This is a genomic window from Bacillus sp. D48C (assembly GCF_053345735.1).
Genome location: NZ_JBKFAQ010000004.1, coordinates 227,435 through 249,413, shown reverse-complemented (window position 1 = coordinate 249,413; position 21,979 = coordinate 227,435). Strand labels below are relative to the sequence as shown.

Sequence of the window (21,979 nt, the reverse complement as noted above, 5' to 3'; positions counted from 1 at the left end):
AAACAAACTAATTGCATTAATTAAGAGTTTTAGTGCACTACTCCTTGGAAGTTGATCTTGTAGCGCTCTTTCTCGTAATTCACTATGTTTTCTAAAGAAAATAGTGAAAGGCAAGGCGATGAATACATTTACAAAATGACAAAACTGTAAGAATACACGAATGTTTGTAAGAAAGTTCGATGTTTTCCTTTTTCTTTTTTTATTATAGTGAAAAAGAAGGACGAAATATTCTCTTATGTAGGAAAGGAAGATAATAATGATTGATCTATTAAATAAATGGATGTTAGAAAGTACAGGCAATTTCAATATCGTTGTAGGAATTACAGCACTTCTATTTTTGGGTTCAGTAATTGCACTTATTATTATTTACAAAAAAATTGGTAAACCAGATGAAAGCACAAATGCTATTTATTTAAAAATTACTTCTCGTATGTTTACTACTCAAATTCTAATGAATGCTATATTTATTTCTTTAGTTGGTAAAGATATTGAGAATTTCCGTCAAATCTTTATATTATTTGAAGCTTTTGTATTTTTTATTGGAGCTATTTATTCGTTTAAATTATATAGACAGGAATATAAATAATTTACTTGCAAGAAACAATAAAAAAACTGCACCCCAATTGTTAGACACAGTCTAACAATTGGAGGTGTAGTTTTTTTATGACTAAATTTACTTCAGAAGACAAAATGAATGCAGTAATACATTATCAAGATGGAAGTGAGAGTATAAAAGATATTGCGAAATCATTGGGAGCGAATCACGAAGTGGTTCGCATGTGGATAAAACAATTTGAATATCATGGAATCCTGGCCTTTGAAAAAGGCTATACAACGTATTCTGCACAGTATAAACTAGACGTACTAAATTATATGTTCGAAAATGGGACGTCTCCAAACGAAACGGCAGTCATTTTTAATATTTCTTCACCTGGACTTATTAGAAAATGGCGTATTCAGCTACATCAAAAAGGAGTAGACGCCCTTAAATCGAAGAAAAAGGGGCGTCAATCTATGACTAAGGACAATCAAAAATCAATTAAGAAACAAACACAAACAGAAGAGTCAGTAGAAACATTACAAGCTGAATTGGAGCGTTTGCGTATGGAGAATGCTTATTTAAAAAAGTTGAATGCCTTAGTTCAAAACAAGGAAAAATCACCAAACAAGATAAGGCGCAAGTAATCTATGAACTAAGGAAAGCATTTCCGGTGCAGGCACTTTTAAAATTAGCAGAACTCCCACGAAGTACATATTATTACTGGATACAGAATTCTAATCGACCAGATAAAGATAAAGAGCTAAAGATCCTTAATTCAAAACATTTACGATGAACACCAAGGTCGTTATGGATATCGCCGTATTCGCGATGAGTTAATGAACGAAGGACACAAAATCAACCATAAAAAAGTTCAACGAATTATGAAAGAGTTAGGTTTAAAGAGTCTAGTTCGTATGAAAAAATATCGCTCGTATAAAGGACAAGTAGGTAAGATTGCGCCAAATATTTTAGAACGTAATTTTAAAGCTGAAAAGCCGAACGAAAAATGGGTTACAGACATAACAGAATTTAAATTATGTGGCGAGAAGCTCTACTTATCACCGATGTTAGATCTATTTAATGGAGAGATAATCGCTTATACAATTGATTCAAGACCAACCTATTCACTTGTATCGAAGATGTTGGAGAAGTCTTTTCAACAATTGACAGAAGAAGACGAACTCCTTATTCACTCTGATCAAGGCTGGCATTATCAAATGAAGAAGTATCGTCACGCCCTAAAGGAACGCAAGATTACGCAAAGTATGTCTCGTAAAGGGAACTGTTACGATAATGCGGTTATTGAAAGTTTCTTTGGTATTATGAAAACTGAATTTCTTTATCTAAAAGATTTTGAAAGCATAGAACACTTTAAACAAGAATTTGAAAAATATATCGATTATTATAATCACAAAAGAATTAAGGCAAAACTAAAAGGCATGAGTCCGGTACAATATCGAACTCATGCCCTAAAGGCTGCCTAATGAAACGACCTGTCTAACTTTATGGGGTCAGTTCAGGGATGGGATTGAGTTTTGAGGGACTGCCTTTTGGTGGTCTTTTTTGCATAAAATCTTGTAAAGCAAGAAAAAGTAGAATATTAATATTCTAATATTCAATAGAAAGATAAAGTGTTTAAAAGTTCAAAATAATACATTATAATCTATTTAGTAAAATTAACCAAAATATATTTTGCTTATTATGTATTAAAGGGGAAATGAAAATGGCTGGACAAATTCGTATGTCACCAGAGGAGCTTAAATCAAAAGCGGCTCAATATGGACAAGGTGCAAATCAAATTGAGGACATTTTAAGTCAACTACAAAACTTGCAAAATGAATTAAGAGGAGAATGGGAAGGTCGTGCTTTCGAAGGTTTTGATCAACAGTTCAATGAATTAAAGCCAAAAGTACAAAACTTTGCACAGCTATTACAAGAAATTAATATGCAGCTGAATAAAACTGCAGAAGCTGTTGCTTCTCATGATGAAGAATTATCACGTAATTTCGGTTTGAAATAAAAATTGTCATAATCTATATAACAAGCATTTCAAATGAGCCATACAGCTTATATTGTATGGCTCATTTGATTGCATGCCTAGAGCGAGTGATATTGATAGGGATATATATTTTATGAGATTTCTTTGATGCGTTTGGAAAACTTATAGAAAGGGTTTGAAAGAATGGGACAATTTCAAAGTAATTTACAAACAGCAACGCAAATTGCTACGAAAATGGAATCAGCCTCTGATAGGATTCAAAGTGTAACAACTCGTTCTATAACAAAGGCGACGCGTACAACATTATCTGTTAACTTCAAAGCACAAGAAGCGAATCAACAAATGTTAGACTTGACGAAACAATTTTCCGCTGCCTTTCAACAAGCGGTTGATAATATTCATTCGGTATCTAATGAATTTGAGAGAATGGATAACGAACTTCACAATACTTTTCGCTAATGTGACAACCTACGTAAAGTAAAATAGTAGGAGGAAAAAGATGAGTCAAGATATTGAAAAACAAATTAATCAAGTAAATCAAAAGTTACGAAGTGTATTTGAAGAACAAGACCGAAATCAATCTGCGATTCAAGCTCAAGAACAAGCGGAAGCAGATTTTTATGAATGTAGAAGTCGAAATCGTCGTTTGTTTGATCGAATTTTAGGAACTTGGCATGGTGATAGAGAAATGTCCCAGTTTTTTATGAATACGTATCAAGATGCACAACATATTGAACGAAAAGTCACATTTGAATTGGAAAACAAAAAAGAAACGTTGCTTAAAGAAAGACGAGACCTTAATGATTTAGAAAACGCCCTTTCCTATCAACAACAACAATTAACAAGGGAGGTCAATGCATGAGTTTAAATATGTATTTGGGAGAGGTACGAAGCCAAACTCAAAGCATGAATGCTGTATGTACCGCTACTATTCAAGGTATGGAACAAGCCATTCAGTCGATTGACGCTTTTGCAGTTGATACTGTTTTACAAGGGCAAACATATAGTAGTGCAAAAGCATTTTTTGTACAAACCTTTCGACCTTTGGCACAAGGAATCATTTATTTGTGTGAAGAATTAATCCGTCAAAATGATGCTTTTCCAAGTGACTTTCAATCACAGGTAGCTCAGGCAGATGTAATTGAACACGAGATATTAGAACAAATTCGGGAAATTGACCGAATGAAAACAAGTATGGAAGCTGTCAATCAAGCTATGCCAATGCCGGGTATGGATGCCATGGTAAATCTTTTTATTGTTATGAGGAAAAAACTGCAAGAAAAGCTGGATCATTTGTATCAATTCAATCAGACCTCTAGTAATAATTATAGTACAGCAATTCAATTAGCAGCGAGTATTGCTGCAGGTCTTGCGGAAGTCCAAAGTGGGAAAGGGTTTAGTCCTGCAAGTGGTACATTTAGTATGCAAGGGTTGAATATGGAATGGACAACTTCAATTCAAGCGATTACAGAAGAGAGGGCACGACAAGCTGCCAATTCAATTGAAGAAGGTGAAATGTGTGGTAAGCTACCAGAAAAATCTACTGGTGAAAAAATATGGGACGGTATTGTAGATGGTACGGGACAAGCAGTTAGCGATACAATAGACGGAATAAAAGCTTTAGGAGATTGGGAAACGTGGGAAAACATGGGGAACGCTGCTTTGCACCCTATTGATACCCTTAGTACGATGTATAATGCATTGTCAGATTCATTTATTAATGATGTAATAAATGGAGATGCTGAAAGTCGTGCTAAATGGGGAAGTTATGCTTTAACACAAGTTGGATTAGGACTTATTGGTGATAAAGGATTAAGTAAAGTATCGAAGGTAGCAACTACTGCAAATCTAACAAAATTCTCAGAAGGTATTTCGTCTGTTTCGAATCATTTACCATTGAAAGAACGATTTGCATTCGCAGGTACTAGTGGCTTTGGTAGCAATCAGATAAAAACATTTGAAGTTTTACAAGAAGCCCGTGATACATTTATGTTTTCTGAAACTGGTGGAAGAAGTAGAGTTAAAGGTGTACAAGAAGTAATAAAAGATTATGCGGATAAAGTTCTTGATAGAGTTGAAGTGAAAAATGAGTATCCTGATTCGTATACAGCATCTAAAATATTACGTGAAGAACTTAAGGATACAGGGATTGAACCACCCCCATATTCTAATGCAGCACATCATCTAACACCTTGGAATGATAGTAGGGCAGAAAAGGCACAAAAATTATTAAAGGAATTTGGGATAGACCATGATTCGGCGGCTAATGGAGTATTTTTACCTTATAAAGTTAATAAATACGTGACTACTGAAGTCTTACACATAGGAAAGCATAGTTCAGAGTATATACTTGAAGTAGAGAGAGTATTAAGTCTTGTTAAGAAACGGGGCGGTACTCAAGAAGATGCTGTTGACGCCTTACATGATATAAGAGAACGTTTATTGAATGGTGAATTAAAATTAAATAAACCGAAGAAAGAGTAATCTTATAATAGAAAAATAACAAAGGAGAGTAAAAATGAAAATTTGGGAATTAAAGAGTTCATTTGATGACTATGAATCCTTTCAACTATTGAACTTAGAAGAAGATTCTAAAAAGTATTTTGAAGGGAAAATTGACTCGGCAGTAAAAGCATCTGATTCATGGGGAGAAATACGTATTAAATGTGTAGAAGAAGGAAATCAAAGTGATTTGCCTCATTTTTGGGGAGAAGTTGGTACGCCAATGGTTAGTGGGAAAGCTAAAAAATTTTTAGAGTCTATACTTGGTGATAATGTAGAATTTCTTCCCCTAATTCATGATGTGACGGGAGAAGTGTATTATATAATTAACGTTTTAAATGCACTAGATGCTATTAACTATGAGAAAGCTATACTAAAGAAACTACGTTCTGGCTTAGTAATAGATTTCAAAAAATACGCATTCTTACCTAATATGGTTAAGAACCAAACAATATTTAAAGTTTACTTAAATGAAATATTACATATTCCTTCCGTTTTTGTATCAGATGAATTTAGAAATACAGTGTTAGAAAGTGATTTAAAAGGTTTTGAATTTATCGAGGTATGGGATTCAGAAGCAAACATGTAAAAGAAAGTCCTAAAATAATTGATAGGAGTTAGTGACATGGATGTAAAGGATTTAAAAATTCTAAGAATGTTAAACAATTATGAGGGAAATGAAAAAGAAATTTTTGAACTGATTCAAGCTGAAGCAATGGTGAAATTTATATGTGGAAAAATGTGGTTTTAGAAATTGAAAAAATAGAGAAAAGTTTTAATGATAAACTGAATACACCAGCAACAGATAGTGAAGTTCAGAAATTAAGAGAACGCATGAAAGAGAGTTATAATGTTGACCTACCGAGTGAATATGAGGAGTTTCTTAAAACTGTAAATGGATTAGATTTTAACGGGCTAGTACTTTATGGAGTTGACTCTTATTTGTTAGATACAGAAAGGGACGAATCAATTTGCGGGCTTATAGAAACCAATGAGATTTGGTATGAAAATGAATTTCAAAAAGAGTATCTTTTCTTTGGCGATTCAAATATTGCGTGGTTTTGTAAGAGCTTATCAGACGGTACTTATTTAGAACTTGATAAACCATCTGGTACGGTAATGAACACATATAATGATTTTAATACAATGCTTGAGGAAGCGTTAAAAATAACCCTTCTTTAATAGGGGGTATTAAAAATTATGTTTAATTTTTTAAAAGAATATGTTGTAGCAGACAGAAGTGTCCGTTCTAAACAAAAACCTATTTTCTATCCTATATATCAAGATGAGATAGATGAGGCAGAAAGCTTATTACAAATGGAACTTCCAAAAGAACTGAAACGCTTTTATCAAGAAATAGGTTGTGGTTTTTTAAGTCTGATACAAGAACGTTTTTCAACAGATTTATGGACCCGATTTCAGTTGCAGATTTCCGTTTAAGGCAAGATATTTATGAATATAATCCAAACCTAGATGATGATTCATTAGTGTTTTTTGAAGTAACAGAACTTAACTTTTTAACAATTAAATTTAAAGAGGAAAATGAATTAGGTCAATGTCCTACTTACTCTGAAGATGAGAAAATAGCGGATTCTTTAGAAGAATTTTTAATTAAAATGGATGAAAATCCTGACTATTATATTTAATCTTTTTAAGACTTGCATTAAGGTGTAGCATTTGAAAAATATCTAATCATGAGTAAAAAAGCTTATGTATAACCTGCATAAGCTTTTTTAATGTCCATAATAGGTAAAAAGTATCAAAAACATTCACCATTAAATCACTTGAAAGTTTAAAGCGACTCCTAAATTAGAAAATCATATTAAAAATATAGATCCCTCTGTTCCAAGAAGGAGAGGGAGAGGTATTGATGGAGCACACAACAGTGAAGAGTTCTTTAAAAACAATATTAAAAATAGTCAGTGAATCACCTTCAAAAATTCTAGGTGTAAAAACAGTAGAATACAATATGCCTAAGTTAAATATGGATGGCACCCCTACAGGAGAGTATGGAAATAAAGTATTCACAAACAACATTTATGATCCTAAAATTATAAGTGATAAGGAATTTATTAACCGTGGAATTGAAGCAGCTAATGACGCTAAATTAAAAACCAGTGATGGAGTTCTTTCGAGAGAAGGGGCGGGTGTTGACGGTAAAGAAATAACTTGGAGAGGATACCATAAAGGTGGAGAAATCTCTTCTTTTTTTCCAGAATAAATTAAAGATATACGAGGAGAGATATGTATGCAAAGAGAATTTAGATTAAAAGATGAGGATTTACTAGATTTAACCCATTTTCCTATACAAGCAGTGTTTAATATGGTAGATGATGAAAGATTTTTAAAGGTAATCAATTCAGTTTGTGAAGGAGTAGGATTTGGAGAGGAATATGGCGCATGTACTTTTCCAGGAGATTTGGATGAGTATGATATTGCCAATGGAGATTCATTTGAAGGGGTAGAATTTGTATTATACAGTGGTGATGAGGTAATAATTGATTATCAAACATTTTATCATTATTTTAAAAAAATGTGTGAGGATTATTCAAAAAAGTATCCAAACACAATTAAGAGATTAGAAGATAGTCTTAACAAATTTATTGAATTATACAATATTAATAGGTAGAGACTATTTATAACTTATCCAAAATCATTATAAAAGGTAGAATGTTTCATGATTAGAATTGATTATATGCTAATATTCAATAGAAAGATTTGATGTTTGAAAATTCGCGACAAAATCTCATAATATGTTTAGTAAAATTAACCGATTCATATTTTACTCATTATGTATTAAAGGGGAAATGAAAAAAACTTGGTCAACAGTAGCAGGGTGGTTTAATTAACATGAAAAAAAGTATAAATTTTAATAAAAAAGTTTTTGAATACTATATGACTCTTTATGCTGTAAATGAAATAAGAGTCCACGTAATTGTTCTTGTCCTTTTGGGGGCAGACGTGTTTGTTCTTTTGCCTGCATTCGCGAATCCTTTTCAATTACTCTATGTATATATAGTAACTCCTCCAGTTGTTTTTTTAAATTTGTGGGCGATATGGATTGCTATCAATCCTCGGAAACGACAATTACAATACACTCTATTTCGAGGAGTATATGGCACCATATGTTCAGTCGGATTATTGGTTATAACTCAAAAATATGCTTATGAAGTGTTACAATTACAAACTCCCATCTATTTTATTCTTTCATTTGGTTTGTATAGTTTCGCTTTGTATCATTTTTATAAAAATCATATTGAAAAACTTCAGGAACCAAGAAAAAAATCAAAATCATCGAAAGAAACTGGTGGTGTAAAAGTAGCAGCTATTGCAGCGGGATTGGGGCAGTTAATTGCTAATATAATTCTTAGCATTGCAACACAACAGATGGGGGCAATTGTATTTATGTCTGCATGCACAGTGTTTTCGTTTGCTTTGTTTTATATGATTATAGAACTCCATAAGTATTATTATTTACGTAAGCATATAGAAGATGGAGGGAAAATACGTATAGGCTTTTAAAGAGGATTTGTTGCATTTCAAGTGTATAATTGCATTCTTCTTATGGAAGCCATTCACGAGGCTTATAGCAATAAAAGATGTATAAGTGGAAGATTATATTCTGGTAAAACATCTGAAGGAATGGAAATTAGGTTTGTTCTTATTGATGATAAGATTATAGCTGTTTATCCCGTGTATTAAAGAATGTGAGGTACTCAAAAATGAAAGTAACTAATCAGCCCATAGTTAAAAATGTAAGAAAATATAGAGGTAATTGCTAAGAAGCACTCCCCCTAAGTTTCAGATGAAATTAAATAATTGATTATTTACATTTAAATAATCGACTATTTATGCTTTAATATTTATATGTACAAAATTGGGATAATTAGGGATTTGCATTTAATATGTTTTAAGAAAGGGGAATGTTTTTTATATGGAAACTCCAGAAAATCAATTTAAACGTGCACTTAATCCTTGGTTCTCCATTTGGATAAAACCACGTGATACAATGAAAGAAATTTTTATATCCAAACCTAAGAATGTGTTTTTACTCATTTTACTAGGCTCATTCGTACAGACTTTAGATCGAGCATCTTCTAAAAATGTGGGGGATTCAATAAGTAGTCCAGTTTCAATAATCTCAATGGTTATATTCGGTACCTTCGTTGCTTTCTTAATTTATTATTTTTTGCTACCAGCGTTATTTAATTGGGTGGCAAAAAAACTTGGTGGACAAGGTACATTTGAAAAAACACGTTACTCAGTTGCCTATTCTTATATCCCTTACGTTTATTCTCTTATATTAGTTTGGGTGCCTTCATTTTTCTTGTTTGGGATAGAAAACTTTACGAGTGAGACACCGGAAATGGATAGTAGCATAACTTTAACGATTTTGTTTCTTATTTTTGCCATAATTGATATAGTTATTGGAATTTGGACAATCATTATTTCCTTAAAATGTTTAGGGGAAGCACACCAATTTTCAGCATGGAAAGCATTATTAACAATAATAATATCCTTTATGATTATCATTCTTCCTTTAGTAATAATAGTATTTCTTATAGTAGGGGTTACAATCTTTTAATAATTTATTTGCTTTTTATTTATCCAAACGTTTTCTACTTGCTGTTAGTAATTGTTACAGGGTGAACAGCCACATGATTCGGATGTTCCACTTGGCGAAGCGTATGACCTTTATGATCAAATTGATCGCTCGTTACGGCCTATTTTTCTTATTATCAGTGTTAACAGGAATTTGTGAAGGAAAACTTGAAAATCAAAATATTAAACCATTAAAATCTTAGGGTAGCTGAGTAGATTGTCCTTGTTTGTCCCTTATTTTCCAATTGGAGGCTAATTATTACCAATTGGTTCTGTAGCTCTTATAGAAGAAATTAATCAACCTCTTATGATTTATGGAAGAAAGCAACAACAAGCTGATAATAAATTATGCGATTATGTTTCTTGTCCATATCCTCATGGTAATTTATCAAAAGAATATAATGTGTTTTTTAATCATAATCAAATAATTCATTTATTATTTAAGGGTTTCGAAACAGAGGATGAATTAGAATTAAGAAGTAAATTATCTGAGTTTTAGTGGAAATGGAGAAAATATAATATGGTTTTAGGAATTTCATATTCTGATATTTTTCGTATCATAATTATTGTTTTGGTTTTTTTCATTTTTTGGAGATTGAATACTTGGTATAATAAAAAATATAATGTTCCTAAGGTTTTTCAATGGTTTCCTAGAAGATGGGGAAAAAGAAAAGTTTCAGAGCATTTGTCTCAACTAGATAAAAAGTTAGAAGCTGAAGGTAAAGGTATCTGGGTTACAATCTATGCTATAGATTTGTACATTGTAACTATTCCTTGTACAGTAAAAAAATATAAATCTTAATACATATATGTTTATAAAAAAAGACCTTTTATTTTAAAATAAAAGGTCTTTTTTATGATGATTGAAATAGTAATTTTAAGTGAATTAAATTTGAAATGTATCAAGAATATTATCTTTTTCTTCTTTATTAATTCCAATATATTTCAGGGGGATGTGTGGTGTGCTATGGTTAAGAATTTCTTGTAACATAGCAACATCTTTTGTTTGTTTATAGAACCAATAGCCGAAGGTTTTTCGCATGGTGTGAGTACCAATGGATTCTACATTGGCAAAATCTCCGGCTTTTTGCAATTATCGATAATACGTGTTTTTTCGTCATACAAAAACCCCTACATATAAGTAGAGGTTTTTAAATTATATCTTAATGAATTATGCTTTTTTAGATAAAGCAAATCGAGTTCAGGTAAACGAAGAACATAGAATACATAATTTTAACTAGATTTATTATTAACTAAACTATCCCCACCACCAAGCTCCGCCTCAATCTGCGAAGTCTTCGATGACTCATCCATACGCCAATACGTAATAAAGCTGATTGCAATACATCCAGCTACGTAGAAGTAGAATAGTGATTCCATTCCGATACTCTTTAGCCATAATGCGATGAACTCAGCTGTTCCACCGAATATCGCAACTGTTAGTGCATATGGTAAACCTACGCCAAGTGCGCGAATTTCAGTTGGGAAGAGTTCGGCTTTTACAATTGCGTTAATTGATGTGTAACCAGTAACGATAATGAGGCCGACCATCATGAGTAAAAATGCTACGATTGGTTCTGTCGTTTTTTCCATGAAGAAGAAGATCGGTGCTGTTAGTAACGTTCCGAGAATACCGAAAGCCATTAATAGTGGACGGCGTCCGATTTTATCAGATAGTAGTCCTGCAATCGGTTGAAGTACGACGAATATAAGTAGTGCGACAAAGTTAATCCAGCTTACAACTTCTTTCGGAAGGCCGACTGTGTTTACCATGAACTTTTGTAAATATGTTGTGTACGTATAAAATGCGACAGTGCCGCCTAATGTTAGGCCGACTACTGTTAATACAGCTTTCGGATGTTTCATAAGAGCGCTAATGGTTCCTGCGCTTTCGCGTTTTTGTGATTTTATGTTTGAGAATTGCTCCGACTCATCCATCGTGCGGCGAAGCCATAATACAGCTACTGCGCCCATTGCTCCAATAATGAACGGAATACGCCATCCCCAAGCTTTCATATCTGGTTCGCTTAGTAATTGTTGAAGAACAATTTGAACGCCTAACGCAACCATTTGTCCAGCAACGAGCGTTACATATTGAAAACTTGAATAAAAACCACGGCGGCCACTACTAGCCATTTCAGATAAATATGTTGCGGAAGTCCCATACTCTCCGCCAAGTGATAATCCTTGTAATAAACGGGCAAGAACTAAGATGATCGGCGCCATAATCCCAATGCTTTCGTAACTAGGTGTACAGGCGATAATTAAAGAACCACCGGCCATAACCGTAATGGAAAGAGTTAATGCTGCCCGGCGTCCGTGCCGATCTGCATATCGTCCCATTAGCAAACTGCCGATAGGGCGCATTAAAAATCCAACTGCGAAAATAGCTGCTGTGTTCAGTAATTGACTCGTTGGATCACCTTTAGGAAAGAACTCTGCTGAAAAATAAACAGCAAAAGCAGAGTAAACGTACCAGTCGTACCATTCAATTAAATTGCCGACAGAACCTTTAAAGATATTGCCGGCGACTCGGTTAGATTTTGCTTGAGCCATACTAATTCCTCCTCTTGCTTAGTAATAAAAGGTATATATGAAAGCGTGTTCATTGTATTTGAATTGTACTGTTCTTTATTTTAAATCTCAATATTATGACAATTTTATTCTTTTTGTACTTTATGTACATGGATATTTTTAATAGTTGCTTCATTTTCAGTTTTGTCATAATAATAGAAAAAGGAGATTGATAGTTTTGAATATTTTATCAAAGGATATGAAATATGAAGAAATCACGCAAAGTATCATTGCAAACGAAAATAGTAAGCTTAATTATTACGTTAATTTTATTTGTCGTTCTCCTATTAGCAGGAATATTTGTTTACATTCAGTCCGTTGATACGAAACGTCAAGTGGAACAGCTAGCACTGCAAACGGCTAAATCTCTTTCTTTTATGCCAGCTATAAAAGATGCTTTTCAATATAACGAACATAAAAGTAGCATTCAATCCATTGCGGAACAAGTTCGTGAGCAAGCTGGTGCGGATTATGTAATTGTGGAAGATCGCTATGGGGTTATGTATTCCCATTCTAATTCTGAGTTGATTGGAACAAAGAGTAACAACCCGTATAACTATGAGGCACTCACTTTTGGAGGGTACTATACGCTTGAAGGAAATGGTGAAAGTGGTCTAGCCTTAATGGCAAAGGCACCTATTATTGTTCATAACGAAGACTACGATCAAGTAGTAGGCGTTGTAACAGTAGAGTTTTCAATAAAAGGTATCGAATATAACATATTAAGCAGAACGAAAGAAATTATCCTCTTTTCCTTAGGTGTATTACTAGCTGGAATCATTGGTGGCATTCTTTTAGCACGTAGTATTCGTAAAGATACACTCGGTTTAGAGCCGAATGAAATCGCAGCGCTATACCGGGAACGAAGTGCAATACTACTATCTATAAAAGAAGGAATTATCGCCATTGATCAAAATGGCCTTATCACGATGATGAACACCTCGGCAGAAGGAATGCTGCATGTACATGATGATTATATGCAGCAACACATTTCAAAAGTTTTACCAGAATTTAATATGGAAAGAGTGCTAGAAAACGATCAAGAAATCGCGTTTCAAGATAAAGTGTTTATTTTAAACATGACACCGATACTTGAAAATAACAGTACGGTAGGAGTTGTATGTAGTTTTAGAGATAAAACAGAACTGCAAAACTTAGTGAATACAATATCTGAGGTAAGAAAGTATTCGGAGGACTTACGCGCTCAAACACATGAATTCACAAATAAGCTGTTCGTTTTATCAGGATTACTTCAGCTAGGACATTACAAAGAAGCGATTGAATTTATCCAGCAAGAATCTAACATTCATCAAAGCCAAAACCACATTTTATTCCATCAAATTCACGATGCGAAAGTACAAGCTATTTTATTAGGAAAAATCGGAACAGCGTCTGAGAAGAAAATTGATTTTCATATTGAAGGAGATAGTGCGCTTCATCCGTTACCAGACCATATAAAAGTTTCGCACCTTATTACAATCCTTGGAAACATAATCGACAATGCATTTGATGCGGTGAGTGAACGAGAGGAGAAGAATGTTTCTTTCTTTGTTACGGATATTGGGCATGACATTGTGTTTGAAGTGATAGATAGCGGGATAGGGATACCAGAAGAAAAAATAACGACCATTTTTCAAAAAGGTTTTTCAACGAAAGGAAATGATCGTGGTTACGGACTAGCAAACGTGAAAGAAAAGGTAGATCTACTAGGGGGAACAATTGAAATTCAAAACGAGAAAAATGGGGGAGCTATTTTTACAATTTACCTTCCGAAAACATTGAGAGAAAGTACATGACAAACAGGGGGATGGGCATATGTTGAAGGTTGCAATTGCAGAAGATGATTTTCGCGTCGCGCAAATTCAGGAAGAGTTTTTATTAAAAATAAAGGACGTAAAAGTGATTGGAAAAGCATTGAACGCGAAAGAAACGATGGAACTATTACAAAAGGAAGAAATCGATTTGCTTCTATTAGATAATTATTTACCAGACGGAATCGGCACAGACTTATTACCGAAAATTCATGCTGACTTTCCAAACGTTGACGTCATTATGGTTACAGCGGCAAATGAAAACCATATGCTAGAAAAAGCAATTCGAAACGGCGTAAGTAACTACCTTATAAAACCGGTCACGTTAGAAAAATTTGTTCGCACAATTGAAGACTATAAAAGAAAGAAGCAATTATTACATAGTAACAATGAAGTAAATCAAGCACTCATCGATAACTTTTTCGGCACTTCGCAAATACAAGACATAAAAAACTTACCGACAGGTGTGGATCCGTTAACACTGCAAAAAGTGAAAGGCATTATAAAAGGGTTCGAAGAGGGAATTACAATAGAAGAAATGGGAGAACAAATGGGTGCATCCAGAACAACCGCAAGAAGATATTTAGAATACTTAGTAGCGACAAACGAATGCACAGTAGAGTACACATACGGCATTATCGGACGACCAGAACGAAAATATCGCATAGGACGAGGACTATGAAAAAACGATTATTACTATGTATATGGATCATGACAGGAGTAATAGCTGGTTGTTCCTCGGAGAAATCCGAAACAAATAAAGTAAACATCGACAAAGTAGAAATCGTTGCGCCGAACGTTCAAGGAGCAGGATGGGACTTAACAGCACGAGCGATGCAAAAAACACTGACGGAAGAAAAAATCTTCACAAAACCAATCACTGTCACAAACAAAGTTGGTGGCAGCGGTGATGTCGGATGGAAATATACGAAACAAAAAGGCGGTCACGTACTCGCGATCAACTCAAGCTTACTCATAACGAACAACCTACTAGGCCACAGTAAACTAACATATAAAGACTTCACACCGCTCGCAACACTCGCATCGGACTGGGAAGTCGTTGTCGTCTCAAAAGAATCAAACATAGAAAACGCAAAACAACTCATGGAACAACTAAAACAAGATAAGAAAAACTTCAAAATCGGCGTTGCCCCCGGCCTAGGGAACGACGATCACCTATCCTTCGTACAAGTAAGCAAAGCGTTCGGCATAAACCCTGCCGAACTACAATTCTTCGTCTACGAAAACAAAGAAAAAATCATAAATGCCCTAACGAACAAACAAATCAGCGCCGCAACCATGACCCTATCCGAAGCCGAAAAACAATACAAATCCGGCAAAATAAAAATACTAGCCGTATCCGCACCAAAACGGCTAGACCGACTACCAGAAATCCCAACATGGAAAGAACAAGGAATCAACGTTATCTTCCAGCACTGGAAAGGTATTATGGGTCCGAAAGATATGACAGAGGAAGAGGTTGCTTATTGGGATGGTGTGATTAAACGGATGGTGGAGAGTGATAGTTGGAAGGGGATTTTGAGGGAGCGGGGTTGGAATTCTTATTATAAGGATAGTGGGGAGAGTAGGGGGTTTTTGGAGGAGAGTAGTGGGTGGTATGGGGGGATGGTTAGATTTAGTAATTAACACCCTTCTATTGGTTTGTTTGTAAAAATTAGTATATTCAATGTTAATAATGCTGAATTTTAAGGTATACTTTGGGAGTAGCAAATTAATTAAATGCTAGAGAAGTATTGTAACTAAGATATTTAGGGAGATAGAAAAATGAAAGTAGAAACATATTCTTATAGGTATGCAGAAGAGATTTTGCAACATCCCCGTTTTGAAGCTGCATATAACGAATTGATAATGGTTTGTCGTGATTGCCCTGTTCCAATATACAAGGGGAAATCGGGCAGTCAGTCACAGCTGGAAGTTATACAGCAGATAATGAATACTTATTTTCTTTTGAGATTCGAAGAGCTTGGCTGGGAAAAAGAGCCTCGAGCTACACCGAATACATCTGATGATGCATTACGCTCTGATTTTCGAAAATACTATATTGATCCTGATACAGGAGAAGTTATTCTTAAACTTCAAATTGAAGTTGAGTTTGGTAACGTTGCTTCCAGTTATCGTAACTACTTCAAGTTTCAACTCAGCTTTTCTTATGATTTAACAGATATATGTATTTTAATTGTTCCTTCTTATGAACTTTGTAAGAGAATTGATAGTGGTGTTTCAAATTATGAAAAAACAATAAGGGAAATACCAGCTGCAAAACTATCTGTTACTGTTCCAACACTAGTTATTGGACTTTTTGATGATGGCTCTACAGCCTGGAATGTAAAAGATATTACAGAAGATTTAAAAGTTTTGAAAGGAGCACTAAAAGATACATATCCTCAGCATTGTGAGATAGTGAAAGGATACATAAATGATTTAAAAGTATAAAAGGTTAGGGAAAGTACTTATTTTTATTGGGATTGTTTTTTAAATATTCATCAATTATTAATTATATTATTAGGGATTTCAACTTCAATTAATGTTGGAATAACTAGATAATCGGTCATTAGAGATACTATTTGTAAAATCGTAACAAATTGATAAAAGCAGATATCTTTAGGGATAAAATTGATATCTGCTTTTTATCATGAATGGTAATTTCTTTATAAATTAAATCTTTATGATTTTTTATCAGTAATAATATTAGCTATGTATGAATTATTTAACCAATAACACTGCTTTGTAATTTGCTGGCCATCAGGTAAAGTTACTTTATCGGCACCGTTGCGGGCTTTTGGTCTAATATGCGCGACACCGTTGAAGTTTATTTTTGGTAGGTTATTTGTTTCGACGACTTTATCACCACGTTTTTTATATTCAATTTGAATACCTTCATTTATAACTTTATTAACTTCTTCCCATAGTTCACGTATTTCTTTTTCTATTGTAGGGACAGGCATGTTCCAAAGCTTAATGCCTTTAAAGTAGAGTTTACGGTTTGGGTTTTCTTTTTTTGTTTGGTTAAATTCAAAAATTACGAATAAAAATTTGGTTTGATAGAAGCGTTCTCGAATTTCGCTTTCTTCCCATGATTCGTTTGTCCATTGATGAAAATCAATCGTTTCAAATGACATGCTTTGTTCTGGCTTTCCGTTTGGTTCTAAACGAATTGTTTTGAACTCTATATTGGCTTTTGCAAATTCTTCAATTTTATCGAGTCGAGTTCCTTTAATACCAAGTAAAGAGCTTACTAGTAATGGAACAAAGTTCTTGGTTGTAGGTTTGTACTCGATAGATAATTCTTGAGCGATTTCTTGATCAGTTAAGCCTATGTAATTTTCAAATTTTGAATAAAGGATTTCTTCTAAAGATTTTCCTTTTAGTTCATTTGTTGTTGTAAAATTTACTAGTTCTTCGTTTAGGTGATACCTGCGAACTAGTGCTGTCATATAAGAAGGCTTTAACGAAAAAGCTCTTTGCATTGCTGGAATTTCAGAATGCGGTTGTGAGCGAAGTGAATTTTTATTGGAACCTTTTGTACAAGCTCCTAAATAGTTTGTATCACCTTCAGATAATTCATGTGCTTTGCCGGCACGAATTTTATTTACGATGGTTTCCCAGTCTTGTTTAATTATTTCTAAATCAGCTTCAGGATAGGTGAACAGAAGGCTTTTTGTAATATGAAAATCTTTACGGTCTACGCCAGGTACCCATTCATAGAACATTAGTAGTAGCTTTTCGTTTTTTTTCCAAAAGCTTGATGTCTCAAAATGTGTATGAACTTCTTCCATGTAGTTGATAATATTTAAGACTAGCCGTTCTTTGGCTGATAATGAACCGTTTTTATTTTGTTTAAATGCAGTTACTTTGAGTTCAATACCAAGGTGTTTAAAGTCAGCTTCTGCGTTTGAATTTACTTCATATCCAAAGAAGCTTTCCTCGATTACTTGCCCTAGCCCACCTTTTGATTTTGCATTTGCGAGTCGGTCAGTTGTGTCGATTTCACCAAATGTTTTTCCTTCAGCTTCATGTGCTTTTTTCATTAGTTCTTCTATTGTAGTGTAGTCCATAATAATCTCCTTTCTGTATCCAGTGCTGCGGTGTATGATTTTAAACAATACATATTAAAGTTATGCTATAATAAAAAGCTGTTTCAAATTTATATAAGTAAAATTTATAAGAGGGAAAAGACAGTTTATATTATTAGATAACAGTTATATTGAATTTATTCAATATGAGTTATGTCCTTTATAATATTGATAAAGTGCGAACAATTTTCTTAATTGGTACAAGCCAAACAAGGAAATACAAAAAAGTACGGTTCTTGAAATGTTATAGTTGATCTTTTCCTCACTTTTTATTATAATGAAGCATAGATAAATAAAATACCGAAAGGATGTTCGTGTATTTATGGTGAAAGTAGTAGAACTTTTCGCGGGAGTAGGAGGTTTTAGATTAGGACTAGAAGCAAACGAAAACTTTGAAGTTCTTTGGGGAAACCAGTGGGAGCCCTCAACTAAAGCACAACATGCATTTAATTGTTATGCAACTCGCTTTGAAAATAAAGGAATACATGTAAATAGAGATATAGCGGAAGCTTGGCCGGAAATACCTGAGCATGATTTATTAGTAGGAGGATTCCCTTGCCAGGACTATTCTGTAGCACGTACTTTATCGAATGAAAAAGGAATACAAGGGAAAAAAGGTGTTCTTTTTTGGGAGATAATGAATATAGTTAATTCTCGAAAGCCAAGATTTGTTTTGTTAGAGAATGTAGATAGATTATTGAAGTCACCTGCAAAACAAAGAGGTCGTGATTTTTCTATTATGCTGGCTAGCTTTAGAGATGCAGGTTATGTAGTGGAATGGAGAGTCATTAACGCTGCTGATTATGGAAATTCTCAAAGAAGACGAAGAGTATTTATTTTTGCGTATTTAAAAGAATCTCATTTCACATCTGTTCAAAGTAAAATGAAGCCTTTAGAGATATTGTGTGAAAATGGATTCTTCGCTCCGATTTTTAAAGTGCATGAAGCGCCTGAGGAAAACAAAAAAAGAGGGCAATTTGAGTTGCCGGTCGATATTATTGAGGTTTCTGATACATTTAAAGCTGAATACTATAATTCTGGCGTAATGATGGATGGACAAGTATATACGGAAGAATTAGTTCCAGTAACTGAAAGTCCAGAGACTTTAGGTGAAGTTGTTCAAAAAGTATATGATAAATTTGGTCCTGCAGATGAATCATATTATTTGAAAATGGATAAGGTTAACAAAAAGGGAAGAACGGAATTTGAGGAACTTAAGTACCTTAAAGGACCTAAAAAAGAAGAAAGAGTATCAAAGGCGACGGGGCATAAATATTTCTATTCTGAGGGAGGAATGGCTTTCCCGGATGATTTAAATAAGCCTGGACGTACAATGTTAACAAGTGAAGGAACATGTAATAGGAGTTCACATGTAATCGAAGATCCTTATACAAAAAGACTAAGATATTTAACACCAGTTGAATGTGAATTGTTAAATGGCTTCCCGATGGACTGGACGAATACAGGAATGCCACAAAGAAACAGATACTTTTGTATGGGAAATGCTTTAGTGGTTGATTTGGTGAAGCAAATGGGTCAAAGGATTTTAGAGATTAACGAAGAAGAAGAGAAGATGGATAGTATTGTGCAGTTGAGTTTATTTTAATAAATGAAGAAAGGAGTATAGTGAATTAGTTCACTATACTTTTTTTTGTAAAGAATAAATGTACGAAGCGGATAAATAGAATTGAGAGAGTGTATTTCGAGAAAATGGAGGGTTATTTTTATTTTGGTCCTACGAAGCCAGAAGAAAATCAAGAACAATAAAAAAGCACTCTATTAGAGTGCTTTTTTATTATCTAAAATATCACATGTCAGATTAAATATATTTAACAGGAAATCATAAACAAATTATTAATGATAATTAATAATTTGAAAAAACATCATAGAATGTATATTTATAGGTATTTAGACGTGAAGTTAAAATAAAGCATTGTAATTCTTTATTTTGCATAACCGTTCTGTACAATTTTTATGGCTCCAGATTCAATAGAAGGATTTCTCTATATTTAGATTTCTGATTCAGAAACATTTTTTTCTACGTACATTTCGAGAGCATTTTCATTAGCGATGGTAAGAGAAACAACCTGCAAAGAATGGAAATTCAAAATTATTATAGTTGATGGTAATAAAAAATACGATTTTACTTTCAGTATGTACTTTGTTACTCCTATATGTTATTTAGAAATTAAATATTGATTAATAGTCATAGTTAATTACGACTTAAAGTATATGCTTTCATATGCTATTTTAAAATTGACGTTTTTCACATCGTTATATAGCACTTAATAAAGTTTAATTTGAATTCAAAGACAATTCTATAGATTCATTGTTGAGCCAGATAGCTACTATGGATTTGAGATAAAATAGGATTGTCTAAGCTGGATTTACATTACTTTGAAAATAGATTAACCAGATATTATTTTTCAAAATAAAAAGGAGGTGATGGGAAAATATCACCTCCTTTTCTTATTAATAATTTTAGCTAAAAACATTAATTAAAATATATTAACTGTGTCTATAACGTTTCATAATGTTTATTTTCTATATCAAAAACCTATCAAATATTTTCTTTTAATATCTTCCCGAAAAAATCATTTGTACATCTCCTTAGAGTATCCGCTATATCAAAAACCTATCAAATATTTTCTTTTAATATCTTCCCGAAAAAATCATTTGTATATTACCTTAAATCAGGTATGCTTTTTAGTCTATTCTCTCTTTATTTAGGTTTAATCTCTATTTTTAAATCTAATCCATCTAATATTTTAAGCAAAGTATCTATATTGTAATTATTAGCACTCGTAACTCTTATAATTTGAGGGTGTTTCAACCCTATATTTTTACCTAAGTTTCTAATTGATAAGTTTTTTTCTTTTAAAGCTTCTTTTATTACTTCTGTTATTTCAAGCTTAGGCTCTGATATTGAATAATACTCTTTAGGAACATCCATGAATTCGGAGATATCATACTCTTTGCTATCCTCTTTCATATATTTTAATCCACTCCTTTAATTAAATTTCTTTCATTCTTTCCAATACATCCGATTCAGCTCCACTCCATTTCTGTAACTTCCTTTATCAAGCAATTATATTCTAATCCATACGAGAGTTTTTTAGGGTGTCACTGCCAGAGAAGGATTAAAATCCTTCTCTTTTAGCAACACGTTCTGCAGTATCTAAATCTCGTTTTGTAATAGGTTTGGTTGTTTTTCTAAACATATGTAACAGCGCATATTGCGGCGGATTAGTTTTATGAGAAATCTTTTTAAACAAAATCCGCCACTCTGTTTTGGATTTATCTTTAAATTTCATTTCCCAAATTTTATCTCTATGTGTCATTTCAATTCGCCCCTGCAAATGATCATTATTTGTTCCATTAGCATTTAACAAAAATAATGATTCTCTTACCTTCACTTTTACCTCCTCACTTGGAGCATTGATCATTGCTAATACCGCTTCTGCAAAAACGAGATTCGGATACTGAGTAATACGTTTTTTCCCCATATTCTCAGTCTCCTCTGTATGGAATTTTTATAGTAATTCTTTTTGATGGTAACATACATGTTACCAAAGGTCAAAGAGGAAAACCTCTGACTTTATCAAATTCAAATATTCCCACATACCAACTTTTCGTCTTCAACGCACTCATTTATGTAGAAGTACCTGAAAAATATCTTACATTTATAAACCTATACATAAAAAGGTCTGAAATTCACCAAAAGATGGCTATGTGATAAGATGTTTTCTTTTTTTAGTATCAATGTAGCTATAATTAAAGTCTTTCTTATATGTGTCGCGGAAGGATTTTTATAAGCAATAATGTACTACTTCGCTGATATTATTATAAAGAGAAG

At 33.4% G+C, this 21,979-nt stretch carries 24 protein-coding genes and 5 pseudogenes; 23 read left to right on the top strand and 6 right to left on the bottom strand.

Features of this window, described 5'->3' with window-relative positions; translation table 11 throughout:
* Positions 1-117 (bottom strand): annotated as a pseudogene (locus ACLBXA_RS13190) (transposase); the annotation flags it as partial.
* 139 nt (positions 118-256) lie between these two features.
* Between ACLBXA_RS13190 and ACLBXA_RS13185 the strand changes: the two are divergent.
* From ACLBXA_RS13185 to ACLBXA_RS13100, 18 genes and pseudogenes are all read left to right on the top strand, one after another.
* Complete coding sequence (locus ACLBXA_RS13185) at positions 257-586, top strand: hypothetical protein (RefSeq protein WP_000566275.1); 330 nt, start codon at positions 257-259, stop codon at positions 584-586.
* Positions 587-663: 77 nt separating this feature from the next.
* Positions 664-2,025 (top strand): annotated as a pseudogene (locus tag ACLBXA_RS13180) (IS3 family transposase).
* A gap of 26 nt (positions 2,026-2,051) precedes the next feature.
* A pseudogene (locus tag ACLBXA_RS13175) lies at positions 2,052-2,153 on the top strand (ornithine cyclodeaminase); the annotation flags it as partial.
* Between the two features lie 111 nt (positions 2,154-2,264).
* Positions 2,265-2,561, top strand: a complete 297-nt coding sequence (locus ACLBXA_RS13170; RefSeq protein WP_086413382.1) for a WXG100 family type VII secretion target — start codon at positions 2,265-2,267, stop codon at positions 2,559-2,561.
* 162 nt (positions 2,562-2,723) lie between these two features.
* The gene (locus ACLBXA_RS13165; protein WP_000529661.1) at positions 2,724-2,999 is read left to right on the top strand and encodes a TIGR04197 family type VII secretion effector; all 276 of its coding nucleotides are present in this window, start codon (positions 2,724-2,726) and stop codon (positions 2,997-2,999) included.
* 40 nt (positions 3,000-3,039) lie between these two features.
* Entirely contained in the window at positions 3,040-3,402 is a 363-nt protein-coding gene (locus ACLBXA_RS13160) for a DUF3958 family protein (RefSeq protein WP_000076127.1), read from the top strand.
* On the top strand, positions 3,399-5,024 hold the full coding sequence (locus tag ACLBXA_RS13155; RefSeq protein ID WP_447617244.1) for an AHH domain-containing protein: 1,626 nt from the start codon (positions 3,399-3,401) through the stop codon (positions 5,022-5,024). The genes ACLBXA_RS13160 and ACLBXA_RS13155 overlap by 4 nt, the downstream gene beginning before the upstream one ends.
* 34 nt (positions 5,025-5,058) lie before the next feature.
* On the top strand, positions 5,059-5,631 hold the full coding sequence (locus ACLBXA_RS13150) for an imm11 family protein (protein ID WP_000707085.1): 573 nt from the start codon (positions 5,059-5,061) through the stop codon (positions 5,629-5,631).
* 36 nt (positions 5,632-5,667) lie between these two features.
* A complete protein-coding gene (locus ACLBXA_RS13145) occupies positions 5,668-5,793 on the top strand; it encodes a hypothetical protein (RefSeq protein ID WP_447617243.1) in 126 nt (41 codons plus the stop codon).
* Positions 5,772-6,224: a YrhA family protein gene (locus ACLBXA_RS13140; RefSeq protein WP_447617242.1), complete on the top strand. Its 453-nt coding sequence runs from the start codon at positions 5,772-5,774 to the stop codon at positions 6,222-6,224. The genes ACLBXA_RS13145 and ACLBXA_RS13140 overlap by 22 nt, the downstream gene beginning before the upstream one ends.
* A gap of 18 nt (positions 6,225-6,242) precedes the next feature.
* Positions 6,243-6,688 (top strand): annotated as a pseudogene (locus ACLBXA_RS13135) (SMI1/KNR4 family protein).
* 224 nt (positions 6,689-6,912) lie between these two features.
* Complete coding sequence (locus tag ACLBXA_RS13130; RefSeq protein ID WP_001999206.1) at positions 6,913-7,263, top strand: CdiA family toxin C-terminal domain-containing protein; 351 nt, start codon at positions 6,913-6,915, stop codon at positions 7,261-7,263.
* Positions 7,264-7,290: 27 nt separating this feature from the next.
* Positions 7,291-7,671, top strand: coding sequence for a ribonuclease toxin immunity protein CdiI (cdiI, locus tag ACLBXA_RS13125; protein ID WP_098578397.1), 381 nt, complete (start codon positions 7,291-7,293; stop codon positions 7,669-7,671).
* A 221-nt stretch (positions 7,672-7,892) separates the two neighbouring features.
* Positions 7,893-8,564 carry a hypothetical protein gene (locus tag ACLBXA_RS13120; RefSeq protein WP_242297677.1) on the top strand — a complete coding sequence of 224 codons (672 nt, stop codon included), beginning with the start codon at positions 7,893-7,895 and terminating at the stop codon, positions 8,562-8,564.
* A 412-nt stretch (positions 8,565-8,976) separates the two neighbouring features.
* Complete coding sequence (locus ACLBXA_RS13115) at positions 8,977-9,627, top strand: Yip1 family protein (protein ID WP_000449709.1); 651 nt, start codon at positions 8,977-8,979, stop codon at positions 9,625-9,627.
* Between the two features lie 73 nt (positions 9,628-9,700).
* Entirely contained in the window at positions 9,701-9,847 is a 147-nt protein-coding gene (locus tag ACLBXA_RS13110) for a hypothetical protein (protein ID WP_000620647.1), read from the top strand.
* Between the two features lie 104 nt (positions 9,848-9,951).
* Positions 9,952-10,143, top strand: coding sequence for a DUF4176 domain-containing protein (locus ACLBXA_RS13105; protein WP_000639126.1), 192 nt, complete (start codon positions 9,952-9,954; stop codon positions 10,141-10,143).
* A gap of 21 nt (positions 10,144-10,164) precedes the next feature.
* Complete coding sequence (locus ACLBXA_RS13100) at positions 10,165-10,446, top strand: hypothetical protein (protein ID WP_000242739.1); 282 nt, start codon at positions 10,165-10,167, stop codon at positions 10,444-10,446.
* 84 nt (positions 10,447-10,530) lie between these two features.
* On the opposite strand, the pseudogene ACLBXA_RS13095 reads toward ACLBXA_RS13100, so the two are convergent.
* Both ACLBXA_RS13095 and ACLBXA_RS13090 read right to left on the bottom strand, forming a co-directional pair.
* Positions 10,531-10,737 (bottom strand): annotated as a pseudogene (locus ACLBXA_RS13095) (tyrosine-type recombinase/integrase); the annotation flags it as partial.
* Positions 10,738-10,877: 140 nt separating this feature from the next.
* A complete protein-coding gene (locus ACLBXA_RS13090; RefSeq protein ID WP_000035834.1) occupies positions 10,878-12,200 on the bottom strand; it encodes an MFS transporter in 1,323 nt (440 codons plus the stop codon).
* Positions 12,201-12,424: 224 nt separating this feature from the next.
* On the opposite strand from ACLBXA_RS13090, the gene ACLBXA_RS13085 reads away from it, so the two are divergent.
* From ACLBXA_RS13085 to ACLBXA_RS13070, 4 genes are all read left to right on the top strand, one after another.
* Positions 12,425-14,014: an ATP-binding protein gene (locus ACLBXA_RS13085; protein ID WP_242297675.1), complete on the top strand. Its 1,590-nt coding sequence runs from the start codon at positions 12,425-12,427 to the stop codon at positions 14,012-14,014.
* 19 nt (positions 14,015-14,033) lie between these two features.
* Positions 14,034-14,711 carry a response regulator gene (locus tag ACLBXA_RS13080; protein ID WP_000921512.1) on the top strand — a complete coding sequence of 226 codons (678 nt, stop codon included), beginning with the start codon at positions 14,034-14,036 and terminating at the stop codon, positions 14,709-14,711.
* Positions 14,708-15,676, top strand: a complete 969-nt coding sequence (locus ACLBXA_RS13075; protein ID WP_242297673.1) for a tripartite tricarboxylate transporter substrate binding protein — start codon at positions 14,708-14,710, stop codon at positions 15,674-15,676. The genes ACLBXA_RS13080 and ACLBXA_RS13075 overlap by 4 nt, the downstream gene beginning before the upstream one ends.
* Positions 15,677-15,814: 138 nt before the next feature.
* Positions 15,815-16,483 carry a BglII/BstYI family type II restriction endonuclease gene (locus tag ACLBXA_RS13070; RefSeq protein ID WP_061660999.1) on the top strand — a complete coding sequence of 223 codons (669 nt, stop codon included), beginning with the start codon at positions 15,815-15,817 and terminating at the stop codon, positions 16,481-16,483.
* A 230-nt stretch (positions 16,484-16,713) separates the two neighbouring features.
* On the opposite strand, the gene ACLBXA_RS13065 is transcribed toward ACLBXA_RS13070, so the two are convergent.
* Entirely contained in the window at positions 16,714-18,105 is a 1,392-nt protein-coding gene (locus tag ACLBXA_RS13065; protein WP_447617241.1) for a Sau3AI family type II restriction endonuclease, read from the bottom strand.
* Between the two features lie 340 nt (positions 18,106-18,445).
* Here ACLBXA_RS13065 and dcm point away from each other — a divergent pair, with 340 nt between their 5' ends.
* Complete coding sequence (dcm, locus tag ACLBXA_RS13060) at positions 18,446-19,729, top strand: DNA (cytosine-5-)-methyltransferase (protein WP_000241631.1); 1,284 nt, start codon at positions 18,446-18,448, stop codon at positions 19,727-19,729.
* A 1,116-nt stretch (positions 19,730-20,845) separates the two neighbouring features.
* On the opposite strand, the gene ACLBXA_RS13055 is transcribed toward dcm, so the two are convergent.
* Both ACLBXA_RS13055 and ACLBXA_RS13050 read right to left on the bottom strand, forming a co-directional pair.
* Positions 20,846-21,115, bottom strand: coding sequence for a helix-turn-helix domain-containing protein (locus tag ACLBXA_RS13055; protein WP_098899998.1), 270 nt, complete (start codon positions 21,113-21,115; stop codon positions 20,846-20,848).
* 148 nt (positions 21,116-21,263) lie between these two features.
* Positions 21,264-21,629, bottom strand: a complete 366-nt coding sequence (locus tag ACLBXA_RS13050; protein ID WP_061660155.1) for a type II toxin-antitoxin system RelE/ParE family toxin — start codon at positions 21,627-21,629, stop codon at positions 21,264-21,266.
* Positions 21,630-21,979 lie beyond the last annotated feature (350 nt).

Bases quoted from the DNA above. Each gene is read 5' to 3' on its own strand.
- ACLBXA_RS13155 (WP_447617244.1), top strand. From the start codon at position 3,399: ATGAGTTTAAATATGTATTTGGGAGAGGTACGAAGCCAAACTCAAAGC.
- ACLBXA_RS13160 (WP_000076127.1), top strand. From the start codon at position 3,040: ATGAGTCAAGATATTGAAAAACAAATTAATCAAGTAAATCAAAAGTTA.
- ACLBXA_RS13085 (WP_242297675.1), top strand. From the start codon at position 12,425: ATGAAGAAATCACGCAAAGTATCATTGCAAACGAAAATAGTAAGCTTA.
- ACLBXA_RS13170 (WP_086413382.1), top strand. From the start codon at position 2,265: ATGGCTGGACAAATTCGTATGTCACCAGAGGAGCTTAAATCAAAAGCG.
- ACLBXA_RS13130 (WP_001999206.1), top strand. From the start codon at position 6,913: ATGGAGCACACAACAGTGAAGAGTTCTTTAAAAACAATATTAAAAATA.
- ACLBXA_RS13185 (WP_000566275.1), top strand. From the start codon at position 257: ATGATTGATCTATTAAATAAATGGATGTTAGAAAGTACAGGCAATTTC.
- ACLBXA_RS13055 (WP_098899998.1), bottom strand. From the start codon at position 21,115: ATGAAAGAGGATAGCAAAGAGTATGATATCTCCGAATTCATGGATGTT.
- cdiI (WP_098578397.1), top strand. From the start codon at position 7,291: ATGCAAAGAGAATTTAGATTAAAAGATGAGGATTTACTAGATTTAACC.
- ACLBXA_RS13065 (WP_447617241.1), bottom strand. From the start codon at position 18,105: ATGGACTACACTACAATAGAAGAACTAATGAAAAAAGCACATGAAGCT.
- ACLBXA_RS13105 (WP_000639126.1), top strand. From the start codon at position 9,952: ATGATTTATGGAAGAAAGCAACAACAAGCTGATAATAAATTATGCGAT.
- ACLBXA_RS13145 (WP_447617243.1), top strand. From the start codon at position 5,668: ATGGATGTAAAGGATTTAAAAATTCTAAGAATGTTAAACAATTATGAG.
- ACLBXA_RS13115 (WP_000449709.1), top strand. From the start codon at position 8,977: ATGGAAACTCCAGAAAATCAATTTAAACGTGCACTTAATCCTTGGTTC.
- ACLBXA_RS13110 (WP_000620647.1), top strand. From the start codon at position 9,701: ATGATTCGGATGTTCCACTTGGCGAAGCGTATGACCTTTATGATCAAA.
- ACLBXA_RS13075 (WP_242297673.1), top strand. From the start codon at position 14,708: ATGAAAAAACGATTATTACTATGTATATGGATCATGACAGGAGTAATA.
- ACLBXA_RS13165 (WP_000529661.1), top strand. From the start codon at position 2,724: ATGGGACAATTTCAAAGTAATTTACAAACAGCAACGCAAATTGCTACG.
- ACLBXA_RS13140 (WP_447617242.1), top strand. From the start codon at position 5,772: ATGTGGAAAAATGTGGTTTTAGAAATTGAAAAAATAGAGAAAAGTTTT.
- ACLBXA_RS13070 (WP_061660999.1), top strand. From the start codon at position 15,815: ATGAAAGTAGAAACATATTCTTATAGGTATGCAGAAGAGATTTTGCAA.
- ACLBXA_RS13150 (WP_000707085.1), top strand. From the start codon at position 5,059: ATGAAAATTTGGGAATTAAAGAGTTCATTTGATGACTATGAATCCTTT.
- ACLBXA_RS13100 (WP_000242739.1), top strand. From the start codon at position 10,165: ATGGTTTTAGGAATTTCATATTCTGATATTTTTCGTATCATAATTATT.
- ACLBXA_RS13090 (WP_000035834.1), bottom strand. From the start codon at position 12,200: ATGGCTCAAGCAAAATCTAACCGAGTCGCCGGCAATATCTTTAAAGGT.
- dcm (WP_000241631.1), top strand. From the start codon at position 18,446: ATGGTGAAAGTAGTAGAACTTTTCGCGGGAGTAGGAGGTTTTAGATTA.
- ACLBXA_RS13050 (WP_061660155.1), bottom strand. From the start codon at position 21,629: ATGGGGAAAAAACGTATTACTCAGTATCCGAATCTCGTTTTTGCAGAA.
- ACLBXA_RS13120 (WP_242297677.1), top strand. From the start codon at position 7,893: ATGAAAAAAAGTATAAATTTTAATAAAAAAGTTTTTGAATACTATATG.
- ACLBXA_RS13080 (WP_000921512.1), top strand. From the start codon at position 14,034: ATGTTGAAGGTTGCAATTGCAGAAGATGATTTTCGCGTCGCGCAAATT.